This window comes from Mesorhizobium sp. B2-2-3 (assembly GCF_006442405.1).
Taxonomy (GTDB): Bacteria; Pseudomonadota; Alphaproteobacteria; order Rhizobiales; family Rhizobiaceae; genus Mesorhizobium.
Map to the genome: position 1 here is coordinate 426,280 of NZ_VFWC01000003.1, position 19,165 is coordinate 445,444.

General features: G+C 63.5%; 20 protein-coding genes. 11 read left to right on the forward strand and 9 right to left on the reverse strand.

Features of this window, described 5'->3' with window-relative positions:
• Positions 1-149: 149 nt before the first annotated feature.
• The gene (locus FJ951_RS08035) at positions 150-1,637 is read right to left on the reverse strand and encodes a HAMP domain-containing sensor histidine kinase (RefSeq protein WP_140514292.1); all 1,488 of its coding nucleotides are present in this window, start codon (positions 1,635-1,637) and stop codon (positions 150-152) included.
• A gap of 301 nt (positions 1,638-1,938) precedes the next feature.
• Between FJ951_RS08035 and rpmH the strand changes: the two genes are divergently transcribed.
• The 5 genes from rpmH (at position 1,939) to yihA (ending at position 5,814) form a co-directional block, all read left to right on the forward strand.
• Positions 1,939-2,073 (forward strand): 50S ribosomal protein L34, encoded by a 135-nt coding sequence (gene rpmH, locus FJ951_RS08045; RefSeq protein ID WP_008833937.1) that lies wholly within the window; start codon positions 1,939-1,941, stop codon positions 2,071-2,073.
• A 14-nt stretch (positions 2,074-2,087) separates the two neighbouring features.
• A complete protein-coding gene (gene rnpA / locus FJ951_RS08050; protein ID WP_140514294.1) occupies positions 2,088-2,441 on the forward strand; it encodes a ribonuclease P protein component in 354 nt (117 codons plus the stop codon).
• A gap of 14 nt (positions 2,442-2,455) precedes the next feature.
• Positions 2,456-4,276, forward strand: coding sequence for a membrane protein insertase YidC (gene yidC, locus FJ951_RS08055; RefSeq protein ID WP_140491498.1), 1,821 nt, complete (start codon positions 2,456-2,458; stop codon positions 4,274-4,276).
• A gap of 243 nt (positions 4,277-4,519) precedes the next feature.
• A complete protein-coding gene (locus FJ951_RS08060; protein WP_140514296.1) occupies positions 4,520-5,158 on the forward strand; it encodes a CatB-related O-acetyltransferase in 639 nt (212 codons plus the stop codon).
• On the forward strand, positions 5,155-5,814 hold the full coding sequence (gene yihA / locus FJ951_RS08065; RefSeq protein WP_140514297.1) for a ribosome biogenesis GTP-binding protein YihA/YsxC: 660 nt from the start codon (positions 5,155-5,157) through the stop codon (positions 5,812-5,814). Before FJ951_RS08060 ends, yihA begins: the two co-directional genes overlap by 4 nt.
• A gap of 17 nt (positions 5,815-5,831) precedes the next feature.
• On the opposite strand, the gene FJ951_RS08070 is transcribed toward yihA, so the two are convergent.
• Positions 5,832-6,566, reverse strand: coding sequence for a TetR/AcrR family transcriptional regulator (locus FJ951_RS08070; RefSeq protein WP_140514299.1), 735 nt, complete (start codon positions 6,564-6,566; stop codon positions 5,832-5,834).
• Between the two features lie 127 nt (positions 6,567-6,693).
• Here FJ951_RS08070 and FJ951_RS08075 point away from each other — a divergent pair, with 127 nt between their 5' ends.
• The gene (locus tag FJ951_RS08075) at positions 6,694-7,878 is read left to right on the forward strand and encodes an HlyD family secretion protein (protein ID WP_140514300.1); all 1,185 of its coding nucleotides are present in this window, start codon (positions 6,694-6,696) and stop codon (positions 7,876-7,878) included.
• Between the two features lie 22 nt (positions 7,879-7,900).
• Positions 7,901-9,493, forward strand: coding sequence for a DHA2 family efflux MFS transporter permease subunit (locus FJ951_RS08080; protein WP_140491487.1), 1,593 nt, complete (start codon positions 7,901-7,903; stop codon positions 9,491-9,493).
• A gap of 167 nt (positions 9,494-9,660) precedes the next feature.
• On the opposite strand, the gene msrB is transcribed toward FJ951_RS08080, so the two are convergent.
• From msrB to FJ951_RS08100, 4 genes are all read right to left on the reverse strand, one after another.
• Entirely contained in the window at positions 9,661-10,164 is a 504-nt protein-coding gene (gene msrB, locus FJ951_RS08085) for a peptide-methionine (R)-S-oxide reductase MsrB (RefSeq protein WP_140491485.1), read from the reverse strand.
• A 198-nt stretch (positions 10,165-10,362) separates the two neighbouring features.
• The gene (locus FJ951_RS08090) at positions 10,363-10,920 is read right to left on the reverse strand and encodes a fasciclin domain-containing protein (RefSeq protein ID WP_140491483.1); all 558 of its coding nucleotides are present in this window, start codon (positions 10,918-10,920) and stop codon (positions 10,363-10,365) included.
• 222 nt (positions 10,921-11,142) lie between these two features.
• Positions 11,143-11,841 carry an anti-sigma factor gene (locus FJ951_RS08095; protein ID WP_140514302.1) on the reverse strand — a complete coding sequence of 233 codons (699 nt, stop codon included), beginning with the start codon at positions 11,839-11,841 and terminating at the stop codon, positions 11,143-11,145.
• Positions 11,838-12,377, reverse strand: a complete 540-nt coding sequence (locus FJ951_RS08100) for a sigma-70 family RNA polymerase sigma factor (RefSeq protein ID WP_140491478.1) — start codon at positions 12,375-12,377, stop codon at positions 11,838-11,840. The genes FJ951_RS08095 and FJ951_RS08100 overlap by 4 nt, the downstream gene beginning before the upstream one ends.
• Positions 12,378-12,523: 146 nt before the next feature.
• Between FJ951_RS08100 and FJ951_RS08105 the strand changes: the two genes are divergently transcribed.
• Together FJ951_RS08105 and argB are read left to right on the forward strand one after the other, a co-directional pair.
• Positions 12,524-14,017, forward strand: coding sequence for an amidase (locus FJ951_RS08105; RefSeq protein ID WP_140514303.1), 1,494 nt, complete (start codon positions 12,524-12,526; stop codon positions 14,015-14,017).
• Positions 14,018-14,183: 166 nt separating this feature from the next.
• Entirely contained in the window at positions 14,184-15,077 is an 894-nt protein-coding gene (gene argB / locus FJ951_RS08110; RefSeq protein ID WP_140491474.1) for an acetylglutamate kinase, read from the forward strand.
• Positions 15,078-15,102: 25 nt separating this feature from the next.
• Here argB and FJ951_RS08115 read toward each other — a convergent pair whose 3' ends face one another.
• On the reverse strand, positions 15,103-15,561 hold the full coding sequence (locus FJ951_RS08115; protein WP_140514305.1) for a RidA family protein: 459 nt from the start codon (positions 15,559-15,561) through the stop codon (positions 15,103-15,105).
• Positions 15,562-15,883: 322 nt separating this feature from the next.
• The gene (locus FJ951_RS08120) at positions 15,884-16,360 is read right to left on the reverse strand and encodes an Lrp/AsnC family transcriptional regulator (protein WP_140491470.1); all 477 of its coding nucleotides are present in this window, start codon (positions 16,358-16,360) and stop codon (positions 15,884-15,886) included.
• A 137-nt stretch (positions 16,361-16,497) separates the two neighbouring features.
• Between FJ951_RS08120 and phhA the strand changes: the two genes are divergently transcribed.
• Positions 16,498-17,334 (forward strand): phenylalanine 4-monooxygenase, encoded by an 837-nt coding sequence (gene phhA / locus FJ951_RS08125; protein WP_140514307.1) that lies wholly within the window; start codon positions 16,498-16,500, stop codon positions 17,332-17,334.
• Between the two features lie 41 nt (positions 17,335-17,375).
• On the opposite strand, the gene FJ951_RS08130 is transcribed toward phhA, so the two are convergent.
• Positions 17,376-17,996, reverse strand: a complete 621-nt coding sequence (locus FJ951_RS08130) for an Lrp/AsnC family transcriptional regulator (RefSeq protein ID WP_224680500.1) — start codon at positions 17,994-17,996, stop codon at positions 17,376-17,378.
• A gap of 315 nt (positions 17,997-18,311) precedes the next feature.
• Between FJ951_RS08130 and FJ951_RS08135 the strand changes: the two genes are divergently transcribed.
• Positions 18,312-19,076 carry a transporter substrate-binding domain-containing protein gene (locus FJ951_RS08135; protein ID WP_224519058.1) on the forward strand — a complete coding sequence of 255 codons (765 nt, stop codon included), beginning with the start codon at positions 18,312-18,314 and terminating at the stop codon, positions 19,074-19,076.
• The last annotated feature ends 89 nt before the right edge of the window (positions 19,077-19,165 follow it).

Genomic DNA, 19,165 nt, shown 5'->3' on the forward strand with positions numbered 1-19,165 from the left:
ACTGAATTCGCGAAAAGCAAGCCGATCCGGCAAAAGTTTTGTCGTCGATGCGTCATCCGCTGGATCCGGCCGGAAATCGGGTTGTTAGAAGCGGCATACAGGGCGAAGGGGGCCGGACCGGTTTGCGGGCGAAACAGCGCCCAAGCCTGTCAGGCCGGGCGGCGCAGCCCGTTGCGGGCCTGGTCGAGCCGCACCGGCTGGTCGGGAATGGTGACGGCGAAGGTGGTGCGCCCGCCGATCGATTCGACCAGCTCCACCGTGCCGCCATGCGCGCGGATCAGTTCATGCGCGATCGCCAGACCAAGCCCGGTGCCGCCGCTGCGCGCAGAGCCGCGGAACGCCGCGAACAGGTTCTCGCGCGCCTTCGGCGGCAGGCCGGGACCGGTGTCGGTCACGACGATGCGGCTGACGCTGCCCATGCGCTCGGCCGAAACCGCCAGCCGGCGCACCACGGCGCTCTCCGTGTCCGCCGCCATCGCCTGCACGGCGTTGCGGCACAGATTGGTGAGCACGCGGAACAACTGGTCGGAATCGGCGTCCACCTCGAACGCCTTTTCGACCGCGTTGATGAACTCGATGCCTTCCTCGATGTCGAGCAGGCCGTGCACGTCCTCGACCAGCTGGCGCAGCCGCACGCGCCGGCGCGAAGGCGGCGGCTCCTGCGTACGGCCGTAATGAAGCACGCCTTCCGAGTAGGAGACCGCACGGTCGAGCGCACGCAGGAGCTTCGGCGCGAAGGCCTGCACGGTCGGATCCTTGACCTGGCGCAGGCGGTCCGAAATTAGCTGCGCCGAGGCCAGGATGTTGCGCATGTCGTGGTTGATCTTCGACACGGCGAGGCCGAGGTCGGCCAGGTGCTTCTGCTCGGTCAGCATCTTCTGCAGCCGCTCCTGCATCTGCGACAGCTCGCGCTCGGCCACCCCGATCTCATCGGCGCGAGCGGCGGGATGAATGATCCGGCTGGGGTCGTCGGGGGCCTGCGAGAAGGACAGCATGGAGCGCGTCATGTTGCGGATCGGTCCGATCATGATCAGGTCGATCGCGGCATAGACCAGCATGGCCGTGAACAGCGAGATCAGCAGCGAGACGAAGGCGACGTTGCGCGAATAGATAAGCATCGCCTTGCGCAGGCTGTAGTCCGGCATGATCAGCTCGAACTCCTTGTCGCTGTCGCCGACCGGCCCGAAGACGCGCAGCATCCGGTTGCCGCCGAAAAACAGCGTGTCGAGCGCGCCGGTCATGCCCTTGACCATGCCGACGCTGGCGAGGTCGATGTGCTCGTCGACCTGCGGCGGCATATCGGCCACCACAAGCAGCCGCGACACGCCGCCGTCGCGCACCGCGATCGCCTTGGCGCCGATCGCCATAAGCACGTCGTTCTGCGCCGTGCGCGACAGCGAGGTCGGTTCGCCCTGCACCAGCACGATCGATACGGCCGCGGCGGTACTCAGCCGCTCCTTGAGCCAGGCCAGCCGGTAGCTGGCGATCCAGGGCAGGAAGATGAGCACCTCGGCCAAAAGCACGAAGACGATGGTCAACAGCAGCAGTTTTGTCGACAGGCCGCGCGACAAGGGTACGCTGCGGACGCCGGCTGGCGCTGGTCCTGTCCCTTCCTCGGCGTGCGTGGTTTCGCTCATGCGGTCCTGTCTTCACAATCGCTTGATCAGCCCAGATTAGGCGATTGCGGCTTTTTTGCCAATTTCCCCCTTGGTCGGAGAGATATAATTGCCGCCGAAAGTGCGCATCCCGGGCCCGGCGACACCGGCCCGGCACCGGCCCGGCACCGGATTGACTTCCAAAACCCTTCTTTCTATAAGCCCGCTCACGCTCGGGCCATTCGTCCCGGCGCGGTTTCGATCGCGCCAAAGCCGGCCCGGCAAAGCTCCTGTTACAGAGTGACAGAATCAAGAAGGGCCGCACCCCGCGGTATTAAAACAAATGAAGCGTACCTACCAACCGTCAAAACTCGTCCGCAAACGCCGGCACGGTTTCCGTGCCCGCATGGCCACCAAGGGTGGTCGCGGCGTCGTCGCAGCTCGCCGCAACCGCGGCCGCAAGCGGCTCAGCGCCTGAGCGAGACAAGATCGTTGCCCGCAACCGGCAAGCCAGTGGGACAAAATCCCAAGCGGCTTCTGAAACGCGCGGAATTCCTGGCCGTCCGCCGTGGTGAAAAACGTCGCGGGCGGTTTTTCCTCGTCGAGGTCCTCGACCGCGGCGACGGCGGCGCGCCGCGCGTCGGCTACACCGTCACCAAGAAGGTCGGCAACGCGGTCGTGCGTAACCGCGTCCGGCGGCGGCTGAAAGAGGCCGTGCGCACCCATGCGGCCGATGACATGATGCCCGGCAATGATTATGTCATCGTCGGGCGCGATGATGCGCTCCGCGCCCCGTTCGGCCAGTTGAAGGCCGAACTCTCCCGCCGACTTCGCGGAACACGATAGGCCAAGGGCTCTCGATGGAAAACAACCGAAACTTCTTCATCACCATCGCGCTATCGGTGCTGATCCTGACCCTGTGGCAGGTTTTCTACATGAACCCGCGCGTCGAACAGCAGCGCGAGGCGGCGCGCGTCGAGCAGCAGCGCGTGGAAGAGCAGAAGAAGGCGGCGGAGACAGCCAATCCGGGCGCGGCAACGCCAGCGCCGGCCGGCACCGCTCCCGGTGCCATCCCCAACGCGCCCGGCGGCGACACCGTCACCGCGGCCAGCCGCGACCAGGCGCTGGCGGCTTCGAAGCGCGTCAAGATCGACACGCCGAGCCTCGAAGGCTCGATCAACCTGACCGGCGCGCGCCTCGACGACCTCAAGCTCAAGCACTACACCGAAACCGTCGACAAGGATTCGCCCAAGATCGAACTGCTCAACCCTTCGGAGTTGCCCAGCGGCTACTTCGCCGAGATCGGCTTCGTCGGCAACGACAAGACGGGCACGGTACCGGGCGCGGATACGGTGTGGAACGTCGAAGGCAATCCGACGCTGACCCCGTCGACGCCGGTGACGCTGACTTACACCAGTGACAAGGGGCTGACCTTCAAGCGCACCTTCTCTGTGGACAGCGACTACATGTTCACCGTTTCCGACGAGGTGCGCAACTCGGGTTCGGCCCCGGTTACGCTATCGAATTACGGCCGCGTAACGCGCTACGACAAGCCGGCAGTCGCCAGCACCTACGTGCTGCATGAAGGCCTGATCGGCTTCACCGGTGCGGAAGGCCTGCAGGAACACAAATACGCGTCCATCGAGAAGGACAAGGAAGTCAAGCCGGGCAAGTCGACGGACGGCTGGCTTGGCATTACCGACAAATACTGGGCGGTGACGGTGGTCCCGAGCGAGAAGCAGCCGTTCCAGCCGCGCTTCGGCTATTTCGTGGACGGCCGCCACCGCTACCAGTCCGACTTCCTCACCGACCCGATCAATGTCGAGGCCGGCCAGTCGGCAACCGTCGAGACCGAGGTCTTCGCCGGCGCCAAGGAAGTCGCCAAGATCAATGCCTATGCCGAAGACCGCCACATCAAGCGGTTCGACCTGCTGATCGACTGGGGTTGGTTCCACTTCATCACCAAGCCGATGTTCTGGCTGATCGACACGCTCTACAAATTCCTCGGCAATTTCGGCCTGGCGATCCTCGCCACCACCGTCATCGTCAAGGCCATCTTCTTCCCGCTCGCCAATAAGTCCTACGCGTCGATGGCGAACATGAAGAAGGTGCAGCCCAAGATGCTCGAGATCCGCGAGAAATACGCGGACGACAAGATGAAGCAGCAGCAGGCGATGATGGAGCTGTACAAGACCGAGAAGATCAATCCGCTCGCCGGCTGCTGGCCGGTGGCATTGCAGATCCCGGTCTTCTTCTCGCTCTACAAGGTGCTCTACATCACCATCGAGATGCGCCATGCGCCGTTCTTCGGCTGGATCCAGGATCTGGCCGCGCCCGATCCGACCTCGATCTTCAACCTGTTCGGCCTTGTTCCGATCACGCTTCCGCACATGCTGATGATCGGCGTCTGGCCGCTGATCATGGGCGTCACCATGTTCCTGCAGATGCGCATGAACCCGACGCCGCCGGATCCGACGCAGGCCGCCATCTTCACCTGGATGCCCGTCATCTTCACCTTCATGATGGCTGGGTTCCCGGCCGGGCTTGTCATCTACTGGGCCTGGAACAACACGCTGTCGATCCTCCAGCAAGGCGTGATCATGAAGCGCCAAGGCGCCAAGATCGAACTGTGGGACAATCTGCTGGCGCTGTTCCGCAAGAAACCGTCGCCAGCGGAATAAAGCCTCATTCTTCGCTAAAAGCCCGGTCGCCCGGGCTTTTTCTTATGCGCCGGCATCGGTCCACGTCCGCCCGCGATGGGCGAAACTGCAAACGCGCGGCACCGTCCGATCCGGCAAATGCGCTTGTCCACCATCGAAGACTCGCTCCCGGGGCGATTGGTGCTATACGGCGGATTACGCTACTTTGACGAGGTGTGCGCCGACGCGGGACGCGTCCGCCAGCCAATTCCCGGACGAACCGCCATGACCGGACCCAATCCCGACATCAAGCACCCGGTCCCGATGCACGCGCGCGTCGGCTTCCTCAAGGCGCTGGTGAGCGCGCCCAACATCGAGATTGGCGACTTCACCTACTATGACGATCCGGAAGGGCCGGACAAATTCGCCGAGAAATGCGTGCTGCACCACTATTCCTTCATCGGCGACAGGCTGATCATCGGTAAGTTCTGCGCCATCGCCGAAGGTGCCCGCTTCATCATGAACGGCGCCAACCACGCCATGTCCGGTTTTTCGACCTATCCGTTCAACATTTTCGGCCATGGCTGGGAAAAGGGTTTCGACCCCGCCACATGGTCGAAGGAGGTGCGCGGCGACACGGTGGTCGGCAACGATGTCTGGATCGGCATGGAGGCAGTGATCCTGCCGGGGGTGCAAATCGGCCATGGCGCCATCGTCGCGGCGAAGTCCGTGGTCACGCACGACGTGCGGCCCTATGCCATCGTCGCCGGCAACGCGGCCAAGGTCGTCAAGATGCGTTTCGACGACAGGACGATCCGGCGGCTGCTGGCGGTGGCTTGGTGGGATTGGCCGGTGGACAAGATCAGCCGCAACCTCGATGCCATCAGGGGCGCCGATATTTCTTTTCTGGAGACAGCAGCTTGAACGCTCAATACAGCACCACGATCGGCACGGACCTGTTTACCCGCGGGTGGATCTTTATCCGCGGTGTGCCCGCCATGAAGTTCCTGCCTCCGGAAGGGCCGCCGGAAATCGCCTTTGCCGGCCGCTCCAACGTCGGCAAGTCGTCGCTGATCAACGCTCTGGTCAACCAGAAGGGCCTGGCGCGCACCTCCAACACGCCGGGGCGCACGCAGGAACTCAATTATTTCGTGCCGGACGGATTTTCGGGGGAGGGCGCCGACCTGCCGCCAATGGCATTGGTCGACATGCCGGGCTACGGCTATGCCACCGCGCCCAAGGAAAAGGTCGACAATTGGACGAAGCTGGTCTTCGACTATCTCAAGGGCCGTGTCACGCTGAAGCGGGTTTATGTGCTGATCGACGCCCGCCACGGCATCAAGGCCAAGGACGACGAGGTGCTGTCGCTGCTCGACAAGGCGGCGGTTTCGTACCAGGTCGTTCTGACCAAGACCGACAAGATCAAGGCCGCCGGCGTGCCCCGGCTGATTGAGGAGACGCTTGCCAAGATCAAGAAGCGACCGGCGGCGTTTCCTTTCGTGCTGGCGACGTCATCGGAAAAGGCCGAGGGCCTGGAGGAGCTGCGCGCCGCGATCGTGCTCGCGGCCAATGGCGGCTAGCGGCAGAAAAAGCCGGGTTAAGCCTTCGCCTCCAGGGCGATCATCTTGTGGCTTTCCTCCGCGGCAAGCATTTCGGTGCCATAGGCCTTCAGGAACATGTCGACGCCCGACCTGACGATATGGTCGATTTCGTCCTGGTTCGGAGCCTTGGCGCGATAGGCGAAGATGCACTGCCGGAAAAGACCGGCCAGGCAGAGTTCTGTGAACTGATAGGCGGCAAGGTCGACATCGTCGATCTTGAGCAGGCCACGGTCGATGGCGGCATTGAGGAAGGTCACGACCTTGTCGTGGCCGCGTTTGGGGCCGCGTTCGTAAAACCGCGCGCCCATGTCGGGTATCCTGTCGGAGGCGCCGATCACCGTGCGCTGGGCCTGGATGACCTTGGCCGAGGTGATCTTCATGGACAGGACCTTGCCGAATTTCACCAGCGTCTCGCGCAGGTCGTCGGCACGGTCGAGCACGTCATACATGTTCTTGAAGATCGTGCCGCGCTCTTCCTCGATCAGCGCCTCGAACAGCTCTTCCTTGTTGGCGAAGTAGACATAGATGGTGCCTTTCGACACGCCGGCTTCCCGCGTGATGTCGTTCATCGAGGCCGCCTCGAAGCCCTTGTCGATGAAGACCCGGCGGGCGCCATCGATGATCTGGCTGCGCTTGACCGGATCCTGTCCAGCAGCCGGGCGGCCGCGGCGCAAGCCGTCCAGCAGGTCGCCGCAATTGTCGTTTTCGACGTCGGGCGTTGTGTCGGCCATTAAAGTCACACCTCGAAAATAATTCGAACCAAGCGGTTCGATTGCCTCTTGATATGGCCCTCTTTAGGCGCTATGTCAACGGCCGGATCGAACCGAACGGTTCAGTATTATAACTTAGAGAGATGTCATGTCCTCGAACGCGCCGTCCACCGCCGAAGTCCGTCCTTTCCCCAACGCCAAGATCGCCCCGGCGACGGAAGCACCGGAAGTTCCCGTCCAGCCAGTCGCCGCGCCGCCTCTGGCGGAAACTCCGCCGAAGAAAAAGCGTTCCGTGCGCTCCTTCCTGCTGCCGATCATCGGCGTCGCCCTGCTCGGCGCCGGCGCCTGGTACGGCTATGATTACTGGACCACCGGCCGTTTCATGATTTCGACCGACGACGCCTATGTCCAGGCCGACATGGCTTTCATTTCGCCCAAGATCTCCGGCTATGTCGATCAGGTCAAGGTCAGCGAGAACCAGCAGGTCAAGGCCGGCGATCCCCTGCTGACGGTCGATGACGGTGATTACAAAATAGCGGTCGCCCAGGCCGAGGCGCAGATCGCCACGCTGGCCAGGACGCTCGATCGCATCGATGCGCAGACCAAGGCGGCGCAGGCCTCCTTGCAGCAGGCGCAGGCCGCCAAGACCGCCGACCAGGCCGCGGCGGCCAATGCCGCGCGCGCCCAGCAGCGCGCCGCGCAACTGCTCAAGACCCATGTCGGTACGCAGGCGCAACTCGACGACGCCCAGACGGCGCTCGACCAGGCCAACGCCGCTCTCGTCGGCGCCGACGCACAGATCGCCGCAGCACAGGCCAATATCGGCGTGCTGGAGGCGCAGCGTGCTGAATCGGCAAGCACGCTGGCATCCTTGCAGCTCAGCCGCGACAAGGCCGCGCGCGACCTTTCCTTCACGGTGCTCAAGGCGCCCTATGACGGCGTCGTCGGCAACCGTTCCGTCGAGCAGGGCGACCTCGTGAGCCCCGGCCAGAAGCTCGCCGTCATCGTCCCGATGAACAAGCTCTACATCGTCGCCAACTTCAAGGAGACCCAGCTTGCCCGGCTGGTGCCCGGCGAAAAGGTCAGGATTTCGGTCGATGCCATCGACGGCGAGCCCATCGAGGGCACCGTCTCCTCGCTGGCGCCGGCCTCGGGTGCCGTGTTCTCGCTGCTGCCGCCGGAAAACGCCACCGGCAACTTCACCAAAGTGGTGCAGCGCGTCCCGGTCCGCATCGACGTGCCGGCCGATGCCCTGAAGAGCGGCAGGCTGCGCGCCGGCTTGAGCGTCGTTGTCGCCGTCGACAGCCGCACCGCGCCGGCCGCGACCAACTGAGCGCGCTCCGGGGAGCAACGCCATGGCTACCGCAACCCTGACCGCAGGAGCGCCGCCGGCGAGGCCGGCAGTGCCTGACACCATCTCGACGCGGCGCGTCATAGCCTTCCTGGCGATGGTGTTCGGCATGTTCATGGCCATCCTGGACATCCAGATCGTCTCGGCCTCGCTGGCCGAGATCCAGGCTGGCCTGAGCGCCAGTTCCGACGAGATCCCCTGGGTGCAGACGGCCTATCTGATCGCCGAGGTGGTCATGATCCCCCTATCCGGCTTTCTCAGCCGGATGCTGTCGACGCGCGTTCTGTTCACAATTTCGGCGGCGGGTTTTACCGCCGCCAGCGCGCTCGCTGCGACCGCAACCAACATCGACCAGATGATCGTCTATCGCGCCATTCAGGGTTTTATCGGCGGCGGCATGATCCCCAGCGTCTTCGCGGCCGCCTTTACCATCTTCCCGCCGTCGCGCCGTGCCGTCGTGTCGCCGATGATCGGCCTGGTGGCCACCCTGGCGCCGACCATCGGTCCGACCGTCGGCGGCTATATCAGCCACGCAATGTCCTGGCACTGGCTGTTCCTCGTCAATGTCGTGCCCGGCATTCTGGTGACGACGGCGGCCTGGTCGCTGATCGACTTCGACAAGCCCAACCTCAAGCTGTTCTCGAAGTTCGACTGGTGGGGCCTTGCCGGCATGGCGGCGTTCCTCGGCTGCATGGAATATGTGCTCGAGGAAGGCCCGAACAATGATTGGCTGCAGGATCAGGCGGTGTTCATCTGCGCCGTCGTCATGACCTTCGGCGCGGTGCTGTTCTTCTGGCGGGTGTTCACCGCCGAGGAGCCGATCGTCGATCTCAAGGCGTTCAGCAATATCAACTTCGCCTTCGGCTCGCTGTTCTCCTTCGTCATCGGCATCGGCCTCTACGGTCTCACCTATCTCTACCCCGTGTTCCTCGGACGCATCCGCGGCTACGATTCCATGATGATCGGCGAGGCGCTGTTCGTCAGCGGCCTGGCGATGTTCTTCACCGCGCCGGTCTCGGGCATCCTGTCGAACAAGATGGACCCGCGGCTGATGATGATGATCGGCTTCTTCGGCTTTGCCACCGGAACCTGGTGGATGACGCACCTGACCGCCGACTGGGATTTCTACGAGCTGCTCATCCCGCAGATCCTGCGCGGCTGTTCGATGATGCTGTGCATGGTGCCGATCAACAACATCGCGCTCGGCACGCTGCCGCCCGAGCGGCTGAAGAATGCATCGGGCCTGTTCAACCTGACCCGCAATCTCGGCGGTGCCGTCGGCCTCGCCTTGATCAACACGGTGCTGATCGACCGCAACGCCTTCCACTATGCAAGGCTCTCCGAGCACGTGCAGTGGGGAAGTGCGGCCGCGCAGCAGAAGCTTCAGAACATGACGCTCAATTTCGAGCAGACCGCCGGCCTGGATGCGGCCAGCGCGGCGATCTCGAAATTGTCGGGCATGGTCCAGCAGCAGGCGGCGCTGCTGTCCTTCATGGACGTGTTCTACATGCTGACGGTGCTGTTCGCGACGCTTGGCCTGTTCACCATGATGATCCGCAAACCGGCGGCCGCCGGCGGTGGTGGCGGCGGGCACTGACACCAGGGCAATACCGGAGAAACGATTTGCGTCCGGTAATGCGCTGGAAGCAAGGAAACACGGGCAGCCGTTTCGGGAAGCTCCTCCAGTCCACGCCCGAAATGACTGACCGCTAAAAAACTCCGGGTCGCAAGCCCGGAGTTTTTTCATATCGCGGCCGCATGGTCTCAGGCTGTGGCGGGCTTGAAGCTCAGCGCCACGCCGTTGATGCAGTGACGCAGCCCGGTCGGCGGCGGGCCGTCGTCGAAGACATGGCCCAGATGGCCGCCGCAGCGGCGGCAGTGGACTTCGGTGCGAGTCATGCCGAGCGACCGGTCCTGCGTCTTGCCGACGGCGTTGGCGATCTCCTGCCAGAAACTCGGCCAGCCGGTGCCGGAATCGAACTTCGTCTCGGAGGAGTAAACCGGCAGGTCGCAGCCGGCGCAGGCGAAGACGCCCTTGCGGTGCTCGTTGAGCAATGGGCTGGTGCCGGGATATTCGGTGCCTTCCTTGCGCAGCACGTCGAAGGCCGCGGGAGACAGGATCGCGCGCCATTCGGCATCGGTCTTGGTGACTTCGAAGGTCTCCGCCGCACGTGCATCCTGCGATCCGCCCATGCGCAGCAGAGATGCCGTGCCGGCGACCACGCCGATGGCGGCGGCGCCGCTCAAGAGAAAGTCGCGACGGTTCATGGCCAATCCTCCTGCTATCTGTTTGCCACATTCAACGCTCGGCTGAAAATCAAAAGCCGTTGAGGGCCGAACGTTACCCGCACCAGCCTCCTGGATGGAGCCACAGTGCGGAGCGGACGCCTGCCGGCGCAACGCGTGTACGAAGTCGCGCACCGGCAGGAGAGCCTTGCTGCCTGTTCGCCGGCAGCGAGCCGTATGTTACATCTTCGGCAAAAGAACCTTGTCGATGACGTGGATGACGCCATTGGACTGCCTGACGTCGGCAATCGTCACATGGGCGACATTGCCGTTCTCGTCCGTGACGGTGACCTTGCCCTTGTCGGCCTTGAGCGTCAGCTCGCAGCCGCCGGCGGTCTTGACCACATGCGCGCCGCCATCGGCCTTGGCCATCTTGGCGACGTCGGCGGCCATCGCTTTCGCCGCGATCACATGGCAGGTCAGGACCTTGGTCAGCTTGTCCTTGTTCTCGGGCTTGAGCAGCGTTTCGACCGTGCCGGCCGGAAGTGCTGCAAAGGCCTCGTTGGTGGGAGCGAAGACGGTGAAGGGCCCGGCGCCCTGCAGCGTGTCGACCAGGCCCGCTGCCTTGACGGCAGCGACCAGCGTCGTGTGGTCCTTCGAATTGACGGCGTTCTCGATGATGTTCTTCTTGGCGTACATGGGTGCGCCCCCGACCATCGGATTGGCGGCATAGGCGATGGTGCCGAGCGCTGAGAGGCCGATCGTACCGGCGAGCAAAAGGGTGGCGAATTTACGCATGATGTAAGTCTCCTCGGGTTGTTTTCCCCATCATTGGGAACGCGAGGAGATACGGGCCATGAAAAACTTAGTTTCGCTTTCTATGAAAGAATTCTTTTCTTCCGAATGAGGTCCAGTGATTTCGGTGGATAGGCTGATCCAACCGCGGGAATTTGGTCCGCGGTTATCCATGCAAAAATAGACTTCACTATTTTGTAAGGCGACGGTCCGGGCGGGGAGCCATCAGATGCCCTTCAGGTCGCCTGCCGCCACCACCGGTCCCGTCGGCTGGCCGGTCGGCGAACCGCCTGAAGGCTCGAGGCTGACCGCCAGCACGGCGCCCTGCGCAAGTTTCTGCTGCACGGCCGGCGAAACCGTCACATGCGCAGCCTTCCCGGCCGGGATGACGCCCATCGAAACCGGCGCGTTCTTGCCCACGATCACCCACAGTTCGAAGTCCTTGCCGGAGGCCCGCTCACCGGAAACGTGCGACAGGCCGACTTCATGATGCGCCGCGTCATAGACGACGAGGTATCTGACGTCGCTGCCTTCGGCGGCCAGCGAGGCGACAAGCTGTGGTTGTTGGAGCGGCGGGTTGATGAAAGGCAAGGCGATGTAGATCGCCAGCGCCGCGATGGCGGCGGCGGCAAGGCCGCGCCAGAAGGCAAGGCTCGACCATAGGCCGGCGCGAGGCTGCGAGGCGAACAGCCGGCGATCGATCGCCTCCTTGACCCTGATCGGAGGTTCTGTCCCGGGATAGGCGACGGCCAAGGGCGAAAAATGGGCCTCCCAGGCATCGACAAGCCGAGCGAATGCGGCGTCGCCATCGATGCGGCGGGACGCGATCTGGCGTTCTTCCGCTGTCAGGACGCCAAGAACGTATTCGGCGGCGAACAGGTCGTCGCCTCCACGTTCCGGTCCGTCGTCGTCTACCAGCGTCATCTTTCCAGACACTCTCTGAGCTTCAGCAGGCTGCGCCGCAGCCAGGTTCGCATCGTGTTCAGCGGCACGCCATGGCGCTCCGCCAGTTCGGCATAGCTCTCGCCGTTCAGATAGGCGCCCCGGACAGCCGCTGCCCGGCCCTTCTCCAATTCCTCGAGACAATGGTAGATGCGCTCGGACTCGCCACCTGCCACGGTCATGGCCTCCGGTCCCGGCGCCGGATCGGCCACATCGAGCGCGGCATCGATATAGGCGGCAGGTTCCCGCCGCGCCCTGATACGATCGATCGCATGGTTGCGCGCGATGGCCACCAGCCAGGAAATCGGGCTTAGATCCGAGACGGCGAAACGGTCCGCCTTCGTCCATATCTTGACGAAGACCTCCTGAAGCGCCTCTTCGGCATCTCCCCGGTCCTTCAATACACGAAGGCAGACACCGAAAAGTTTCGCGCTGGTCTGCCGGTACAGCAGATCGAACGAAGCCCGGTCCTTCATCGAAGTCCGGACAATCAGATTGCTGATCTCCTGTGGCGTCATGTCGGCAAATTAGGGGATTGCGATGTATTTGCAACGGCGCAAATTTCCGTGCACCCAAAGCTTTCCGCACCGCGCCGCACTCGTTCCATCGCTCGATTGCCAACGGATTGGCCGCTGGTTACCTTGCCTGGATCGGGGGAGCGCGCATGTCGGTCGAACGAGTGCTGTGGGAAGAAGACGCCACCGGCCTTGCCACGTTGGTGCGCAAGGGCGAGGTTTCGCCGGTCGAACTGGTCGACGCGGCGATCGCGCGCGCCGAGGCCAGCCGGCCTGAAATCAATGCCACGGCCGAGACACTCTACGATGCGGCGCGCAGCCGGGCGAAGGGCATCGATCGTTCCCTACCGCTGGCCGGCGTGCCCTTCGCCATCAAGGATCTCGGCATCGCCATCAAGGGCGTGCCGTCGCATGGCGGCAGCCGCATCCCCGCCTGGGTGCCCGAGGTCAGTTCGGTGCTGACCGAACGCTATCTCGCCGCCGGACTGATACCCATCGTCACCTCGACATCGCCCGAACACGGGCTGCGGCTGATGACCGAATCAAAAGCCTTCGGCATCACCCGTAATCCCTGGAACACCGGCCACACCAGCGGCGGCTCGTCCGGCGGCGCTGCGGCACTGGTCGCCGCCGGCGTCGTGCCGGTGGCGCATGCCTCCGATGGCGGCGGCTCGATCCGCGTGCCTTCTGCCTGCACCGGGCTGGTCGGCCTCAAGACCTCGCGCGGCCGCATCCCGCTGTCGCCATTGGTGAGCGAAAGCTGGTACGGCATGGTGGTCGACCATGCCGTCACCCGCTCGGTGCGCGATTGCGCCCTGCTGCTTGACCTCACCCATGGCCCCGACCCGCTCGCACCCTATGTCGCGCCGCCGCCGAAGGGTGCGTTCGCCGCGGCTGCCGCCCGCGATCCCGGCAAGCTCAAGCTCGCAATGTACCGGAACTCTCCGCTCGGCCTGCCGATTTCGGCCGAGACGCTGAAAGCGCTCGATACCGCGGTGGCGCTCGCCCGCGAGGGCGGCCACAGCGTCGAGGAAATCGATTTGCCCTCCATCGGTCGCGACTTCTTCGCCGATTTCTGCAGAACGGTTGCCTCGGCTGTCGCAGGCATGTTGCGGGCCGAGGCGGTGCGCGTCGGCCGCACCGTCACCGGCGACATCGAGCGCGCGACGCGGGTGCTCGGCCGACTGGGCGAAATGGTCTCGGCCGGCGAGACCTATGCCGGCTTGCAGCGGCTGCATGCCGCCTCGCGGCAACTGATTGCGGAGACGGCGCGTTACGACGCCGTGCTGATGCCTGTTATCGCCCACCCGCCGCTCGCTTGCGGTGCGATGGACCCGAAGGGTGCCGACGAGCTCATCGAGAATATGCTCGACAAGCTTCGCCTCACGGCGCTGCTCAGGATCGAACCGCTGTTCGGCCAGTTGATGGACAAGAGCCTGTGGTTCACTCACTGGCCGGCGATCCAGAATGTCAGCGGCCAGCCTTCCATCGCGCTCCCTGTTTACGTCACCGAAGCCGGCCTGCCGCTCGGCGTCCAGGCCGCGGGCCGCCCCGGTGACGAGGAGACGCTTTTGTCCCTGGCCGCGCAGATGGAGAAGATCTCCGGTTGGCTTGGCCGCAGGGCGCCGCTTATGGTGCCTTAAGTGATGACGAGGTCGTGAGCCGCCCGAATATGACAGCAAAGCCGTTTGCGGCCCGCGTCAATTCCCGCTAAGACGCCGCCGTCTTTACCTGATGCATGTCGCCAAAAATGCGCAGCGGTTTTGGGGCAACGACAGGCATGAAATCAAAAGCCAGGGAACCACGCCGATGACGGACATCGCCGCCACCGCCGAAATGCAGGCCGCCCTGCTGTCGCGGGCGCTGCCCTACATGCAGCGCTACGAGAACAAGACGGTGGTGGTGAAATATGGCGGCCACGCCATGGGCGACAGCGAACTCGGCAAAGCCTTCGCGCGCGACATCGCGCTGTTGAAACAGTCCGGCGTCAACCCGATCGTCGTCCATGGCGGCGGGCCGCAGATCGGCGCCATGCTCAACAAGATGGGCATTGAATCCAAATTCGAGGGCGGCCTGCGCGTCACCGACCAGAAGACGGTCGAGATCGTCGAGATGGTGCTGGCGGGCTCTATCAACAAGGAGATCGTCGCACTCATCAACGCCGAGGGCGAATGGGCGATCGGCCTGTGCGGCAAGGACGGCAACATGGTGTTCGCCGAAAAGGCGCGCAAGACCATGATCGACCCGGACTCCAACATCGAGCGCGTGCTCGATCTCGGCTTCGTCGGCGAGCCGGTCGAGGTCGACCGCACGCTGCTCGACCTTCTGGCGCGCTCCGAGATGATCCCGGTGCTGGCACCTGTGGCGCCCGGCCGCGATGGTCACACCTACAACATCAATGCCGATACCTTCGCCGGCGCCATCGCCGGCGCCTGCAAGGCCTCGCGTCTTCTGTTCCTCACCGATGTGCCGGGCGTGCTCGACAAGGACAAGAAGCTGATCGACGAGCTGACGGTCGCCGAGGCCAAGGCGCTGATCAAGGACGGCACGGTGTCGGGCGGCATGATCCCGAAGGTCGAGACCTGCATCGAGGCGATCGAGCGCGGCGTCGAAGGCGTCGTCATCCTCAACGGCAAGACGCCGCATTCGGTGCTGCTTGAACTGTTCACCGAGCACGGCGCCGGCACGCTGATCGTGCCCTGATATTTGTGGGCTGTCGCGCCCGGCGCTAATCCGGCAGAGCGGCGACCGCCACGATCTCGATGACGAGATCGGGATGCGCAAGTGCGGCAACCCCGATTACCTCCGAGGGCGGCGGATTGTTGTAGCTGCAGTGCTTCGGGCAGTGCGCGGCGAAGAATTCGTCCATGACGTCCAGCCGGAAATTGGGGGAACTCAGAACGCCGCCGTCCGGAAATGGTCCTTTGACATATTGGGTGATCTTGACGGGATGCTCGAGCGAGCTGCCAAGCTCCTCCAGGTCCGATTTGATGGTCGTCAAAATGGAGCGCCATTGCGTCGCCGCGTCCCCGACGGCGCCACCTTTGCCCGTCGACGGGTCGTAATTTTCGGCCGTGCCCGTATTGCCGGCGAGAAAGACATAGCCCCTGGCGCCGCTGACGACGGTGCCTTTTCCCCAAGGCATCAGCCGGCCCTCTTTCATCTTTTTATGGGTGACAAGCTCCATCTCTTCCTCCTGCCGGACACCCTCTGCTTCCAGGAAGTAGCGCGCAGCCTGGTAACGGCCAGCGTGAAAAAGTCAGGCGCGGTGCGAATGCATGGCCGCGAGCACGGCAGGTTTCCATGCCGTCCGTTCGAACACCATCGATTGCTCTTCCGCGTCTGTGGCGCGCTCCGGAAATCGGCCATCTTTCATCCGGCCATCGCGCGTCAGAAATCCCCAGACTCGCGGACCAGAGCCGCCGTCCATCTCCGTATACCAGCGCATGGAGAACGAGCTTCATGGCGGGACCTCTTCATGGGTGATCCGCCCATGCTGGCCGGCGCCATCACCGCCGCAGATGTCCGAGCGGCACGTGGCCGGGTCCCTTGATGTTCTGCAGCACGAGCTGCGTGTGGACGTCGCGCACACCGTCAAGCCGCATCAGCCGGTGCATGACGAAGGCGTTGAGTTCGTCGACCGACGGCACCATGACATGCAGCAGGAAGTCGTGGTCGCCGGTCATCGTCCAGCAGGATGATACCTCGTCCATGCGCTGGACCGCGGCGATGAAACTCTCGGGCGAACCGTCGCTGTGGCTGACCAGCCGCACCTGGATGAACACCTCGACCGTCAGGCCGACGGCACGGCGGCTGAGCACGGCGGCAAAGCCCTTGATGATGCCGGCCTCCTGCAGCGCCTCGAAGCGCCGCGCGCAAGGTGTCGTCGACAGGCCGATCTCCTGCGCCAGTTCGGAGACCGGCTTGCGTCCGTCGCGCTGGAGGATATCGAGCATCTTGATCTCGAAATCGTCGAATTGAGGCATTTTCCCTCCGCTATGGCATATTCCGAGTGGATGTTATCCAAAAATCCTCATTCCGGCCATCACCAAAACCGATTTGCCTCCGCAAGTCCGGTTAACTTCGGGCACATCCGGAATTCAAGATTGGCGAGGAGAAAACCATGACGACAATGAGCGTTGCCGAATATGCCCGCGACTGCGCGGCTCAAGGGTTGCGCGGCGACTACTCGGTCTGCCGTGCCGATTTCACCGTGGCGCAAGGCTATGACTACAGCGCCGAGGAACAGGCGGTCTGGCGCACGCTGTGCGACCGCCAGACGAAACTGACGCGCAAGCTCGCCCACCATTCCTATCTCGACGGCGTCGACAAGCTCGGCCTGCTCGACCGCATCCCGGACTTCGACGAAGTCAGTGCCAAGTTGCGCAAGCTGACTGGCTGGGAGATCGTCGCCGTGCCAGGGCTCATCCCGGCCGCGCCCTTCTTCGACCATCTCGCCAGCCGCCGTTTCCCCGTCACCAACTGGCTGCGGACGCAGCAGGAGCTCGACTACATCGTCGAACCCGACATGTTCCATGATTTCTTCGGACATGTGCCTGTGCTGTCGCAGCCGGTCTTCGCCGACTTCATGCAGATGTATGGCCAGAAGGCCGGCGACATCATCGCGCTGGGCGGCGACGAAATGATCAGCCGGCTCTACTGGTACACGGCCGAATACGGCCTCATGCAGGAGAGTGGTCAGCCGCTGAAGGCCTTCGGCGCCGGCCTGATGTCATCCTTCACGGAGTTGCAGTTCGCGGTCGAAAGCAAGGATGCGCACCATGCGCCTTTCGACCTGGAAACGGTGATGCGCACGGGCTACGAAATCGACAAGTTCCAGCGCGTCTATTTCGTGCTGCCGTCCTTCGACGCGCTGCGCGACACATTCCAGACCGCCGATTTCGCGGCGATCGTCGCTCGCCGCATGGGCGAGCCCGCACTCGACCCGGCGACTGTGTAGCCGGATTTGGATGGGCAGGGGCGAGCGAAACCTCGCCCTTCCTACAGTGCGGCATAGATGTTGCGATTGAACTTCGTCTCCATCACCACATGCGATGCGGTTTTGACGATGCCGCTGATTTCATTCAGCGCATTCACTTCCCGGTTCAGCTTCTCGAGCGTCTCGGCCGCGACATGGATGATCAGGTCCCACTCGCCGGCTATGGCATAGACCGCCTGGATCGAAGGCATCGCCTTGATCTTCCTGGAGACGTCCGGGTAGCTCTTGTTGTTCAGGGCGGCGAAGGTGAAACAGTGGACGGAATTCTGCGCCGCCTCCTTGGTCAGCCGCACCGCGTAGCCTTCGATGACCCCGCCCGCCTCGAGCTTTTGTATGCGCTCCTGCAAGGCAGTCCGGGATACGCCGAGCTGACGCGCCAGTGATGCGACCGGCTCACGCGCGTTCTTCTGCATCAGCGCGAGCAGCTGGCGATCTTTTTCGGTCAATTCCACAATCAATCCTCTCCTTCGATCCGCCCTGGAACCCGTCCAATCGCTCGGCGCGATCCTATCGGCTGAACCACCGCCGCGACAATCCTCAGGAACCGCCGGTGCAGGCTGCGCAAGGCGCAAATATCCGGCATTTTGCCGCCTCACGGCACGTAATGACTGCATGGCTGCCATTATCCGGCATTTCGCCGGGTGGAACCCTGCTTTTCGCGACCTGAGTGTCAACTGTCACAAACGCCAGTCCATGAGGGGGAACAGCTTCGGCTGCGATGGACGCAAATCGACACCGAGCCGCGTTGGACTTGCATCCGCAAGCCGAACGCCACGGTACGCCGCGGAGACGTCGCGGACGAGGCCGATCGAAACAACCACTGGTGCCCGACGCAGGTACCGTCATTTCAGCTGCATCCATAAGGGAGGATAACTTTGAAGAAACTGCTCGATTTCGCCATTCTTGCCGTCGCGACATTCGCGATCACGACGGCGGCCATGGCCGGAGAAACTTTGGATCGCGTCACGTCGAAGAAGGCGATGGTCGTCGCCACCAACGCCGCCTGGCCGCCGCAAAGCTTTCTCAATGACAGCAACGAGCTCGCCGGCTTCGACATCGATGTCTCGCGCGAGATCGGCAAACGGCTGGGGGTCGAGGTCTCGTTCGAGACGCCCGACTGGGCGACCCTGACCGGCGGCCGCTGGCAAGGGCGCTACGACCTCGGCGTCGGCTCGGTCACGCCGACCAAGGCCCGTTCCAAGGTGATCGATTTTGTCGGCATCTATTACTACAGCCCCTATGTCTACGTCGTGCACAAGGACAGCACCGCGAAGTCGGTCGCCGATCTCAACGGCAAGGTGATCGGCGTCGAGACGGCCACCACCTCGGAGGATTTCATCCGCCGCAAGCTTGAGATCGACGCGCCCGGCCTGCCTCCCGTCGAATACAAGCTGGAGCCCGGCGAGATCCGCACCTTCGCCGATTCCATGCTTCCCTTCGATGACCTGCGGCTTGGCGACGGCGTTCGCCTGAATGCCGTGATCGCGCCGGAGCAGACGGCGCAGAACGCCATCAAGAACGGCTATCCCGTGAAGATCCTCGAAGGGGAATATGCCTTCCGGGAACCGCTCGTGGTCATCGCCGAGAAGAACGATCCCGAGTGGACCGCAAAGGTTTCGGGCATCATCGCCGAGCTGAAGAAGGACGGCACGCTCGCCGCGCTGACCACGAAATGGTACGGCAAGGACTACAGCGCCAAATGACGTTGGATTGCCCGCCGGCCGCCGCTCGGCGACCGGCGGGCATCACGTGTCAGATGCCGGAGCGGTGCAGCGTTTGAAACAATCGCCAC

Excerpts from the sequence above, each read along its gene's own strand:
- FJ951_RS08035 (WP_140514292.1), bottom strand. The coding sequence starts at position 1,637 with ATGAGCGAAACCACGCACGCCGAGGAAGGGACAGGACCAGCGCCAGCC.
- rpmH (WP_008833937.1), top strand. The coding sequence starts at position 1,939 with ATGAAGCGTACCTACCAACCGTCAAAACTCGTCCGCAAACGCCGGCAC.
- yidC (WP_140491498.1), top strand. The coding sequence starts at position 2,456 with ATGGAAAACAACCGAAACTTCTTCATCACCATCGCGCTATCGGTGCTG.
- FJ951_RS08060 (WP_140514296.1), top strand. The coding sequence starts at position 4,520 with ATGACCGGACCCAATCCCGACATCAAGCACCCGGTCCCGATGCACGCG.
- FJ951_RS08070 (WP_140514299.1), bottom strand. The coding sequence starts at position 6,566 with ATGGCCGACACAACGCCCGACGTCGAAAACGACAATTGCGGCGACCTG.
- FJ951_RS08075 (WP_140514300.1), top strand. The coding sequence starts at position 6,694 with ATGTCCTCGAACGCGCCGTCCACCGCCGAAGTCCGTCCTTTCCCCAAC.
- FJ951_RS08080 (WP_140491487.1), top strand. The coding sequence starts at position 7,901 with ATGGCTACCGCAACCCTGACCGCAGGAGCGCCGCCGGCGAGGCCGGCA.
- msrB (WP_140491485.1), bottom strand. The coding sequence starts at position 10,164 with ATGAACCGTCGCGACTTTCTCTTGAGCGGCGCCGCCGCCATCGGCGTG.
- FJ951_RS08090 (WP_140491483.1), bottom strand. The coding sequence starts at position 10,920 with ATGCGTAAATTCGCCACCCTTTTGCTCGCCGGTACGATCGGCCTCTCA.
- FJ951_RS08095 (WP_140514302.1), bottom strand. The coding sequence starts at position 11,841 with ATGACGCTGGTAGACGACGACGGACCGGAACGTGGAGGCGACGACCTG.
- FJ951_RS08100 (WP_140491478.1), bottom strand. The coding sequence starts at position 12,377 with ATGACGCCACAGGAGATCAGCAATCTGATTGTCCGGACTTCGATGAAG.
- FJ951_RS08105 (WP_140514303.1), top strand. The coding sequence starts at position 12,524 with ATGTCGGTCGAACGAGTGCTGTGGGAAGAAGACGCCACCGGCCTTGCC.
- argB (WP_140491474.1), top strand. The coding sequence starts at position 14,184 with ATGACGGACATCGCCGCCACCGCCGAAATGCAGGCCGCCCTGCTGTCG.
- FJ951_RS08115 (WP_140514305.1), bottom strand. The coding sequence starts at position 15,561 with ATGGAGCTTGTCACCCATAAAAAGATGAAAGAGGGCCGGCTGATGCCT.
- FJ951_RS08120 (WP_140491470.1), bottom strand. The coding sequence starts at position 16,360 with ATGCCTCAATTCGACGATTTCGAGATCAAGATGCTCGATATCCTCCAG.
- phhA (WP_140514307.1), top strand. The coding sequence starts at position 16,498 with ATGACGACAATGAGCGTTGCCGAATATGCCCGCGACTGCGCGGCTCAA.
- FJ951_RS08130 (WP_224680500.1), bottom strand. The coding sequence starts at position 17,996 with ATGGCAGCCATGCAGTCATTACGTGCCGTGAGGCGGCAAAATGCCGGA.
- FJ951_RS08135 (WP_224519058.1), top strand. The coding sequence starts at position 18,312 with ATGGCCGGAGAAACTTTGGATCGCGTCACGTCGAAGAAGGCGATGGTC.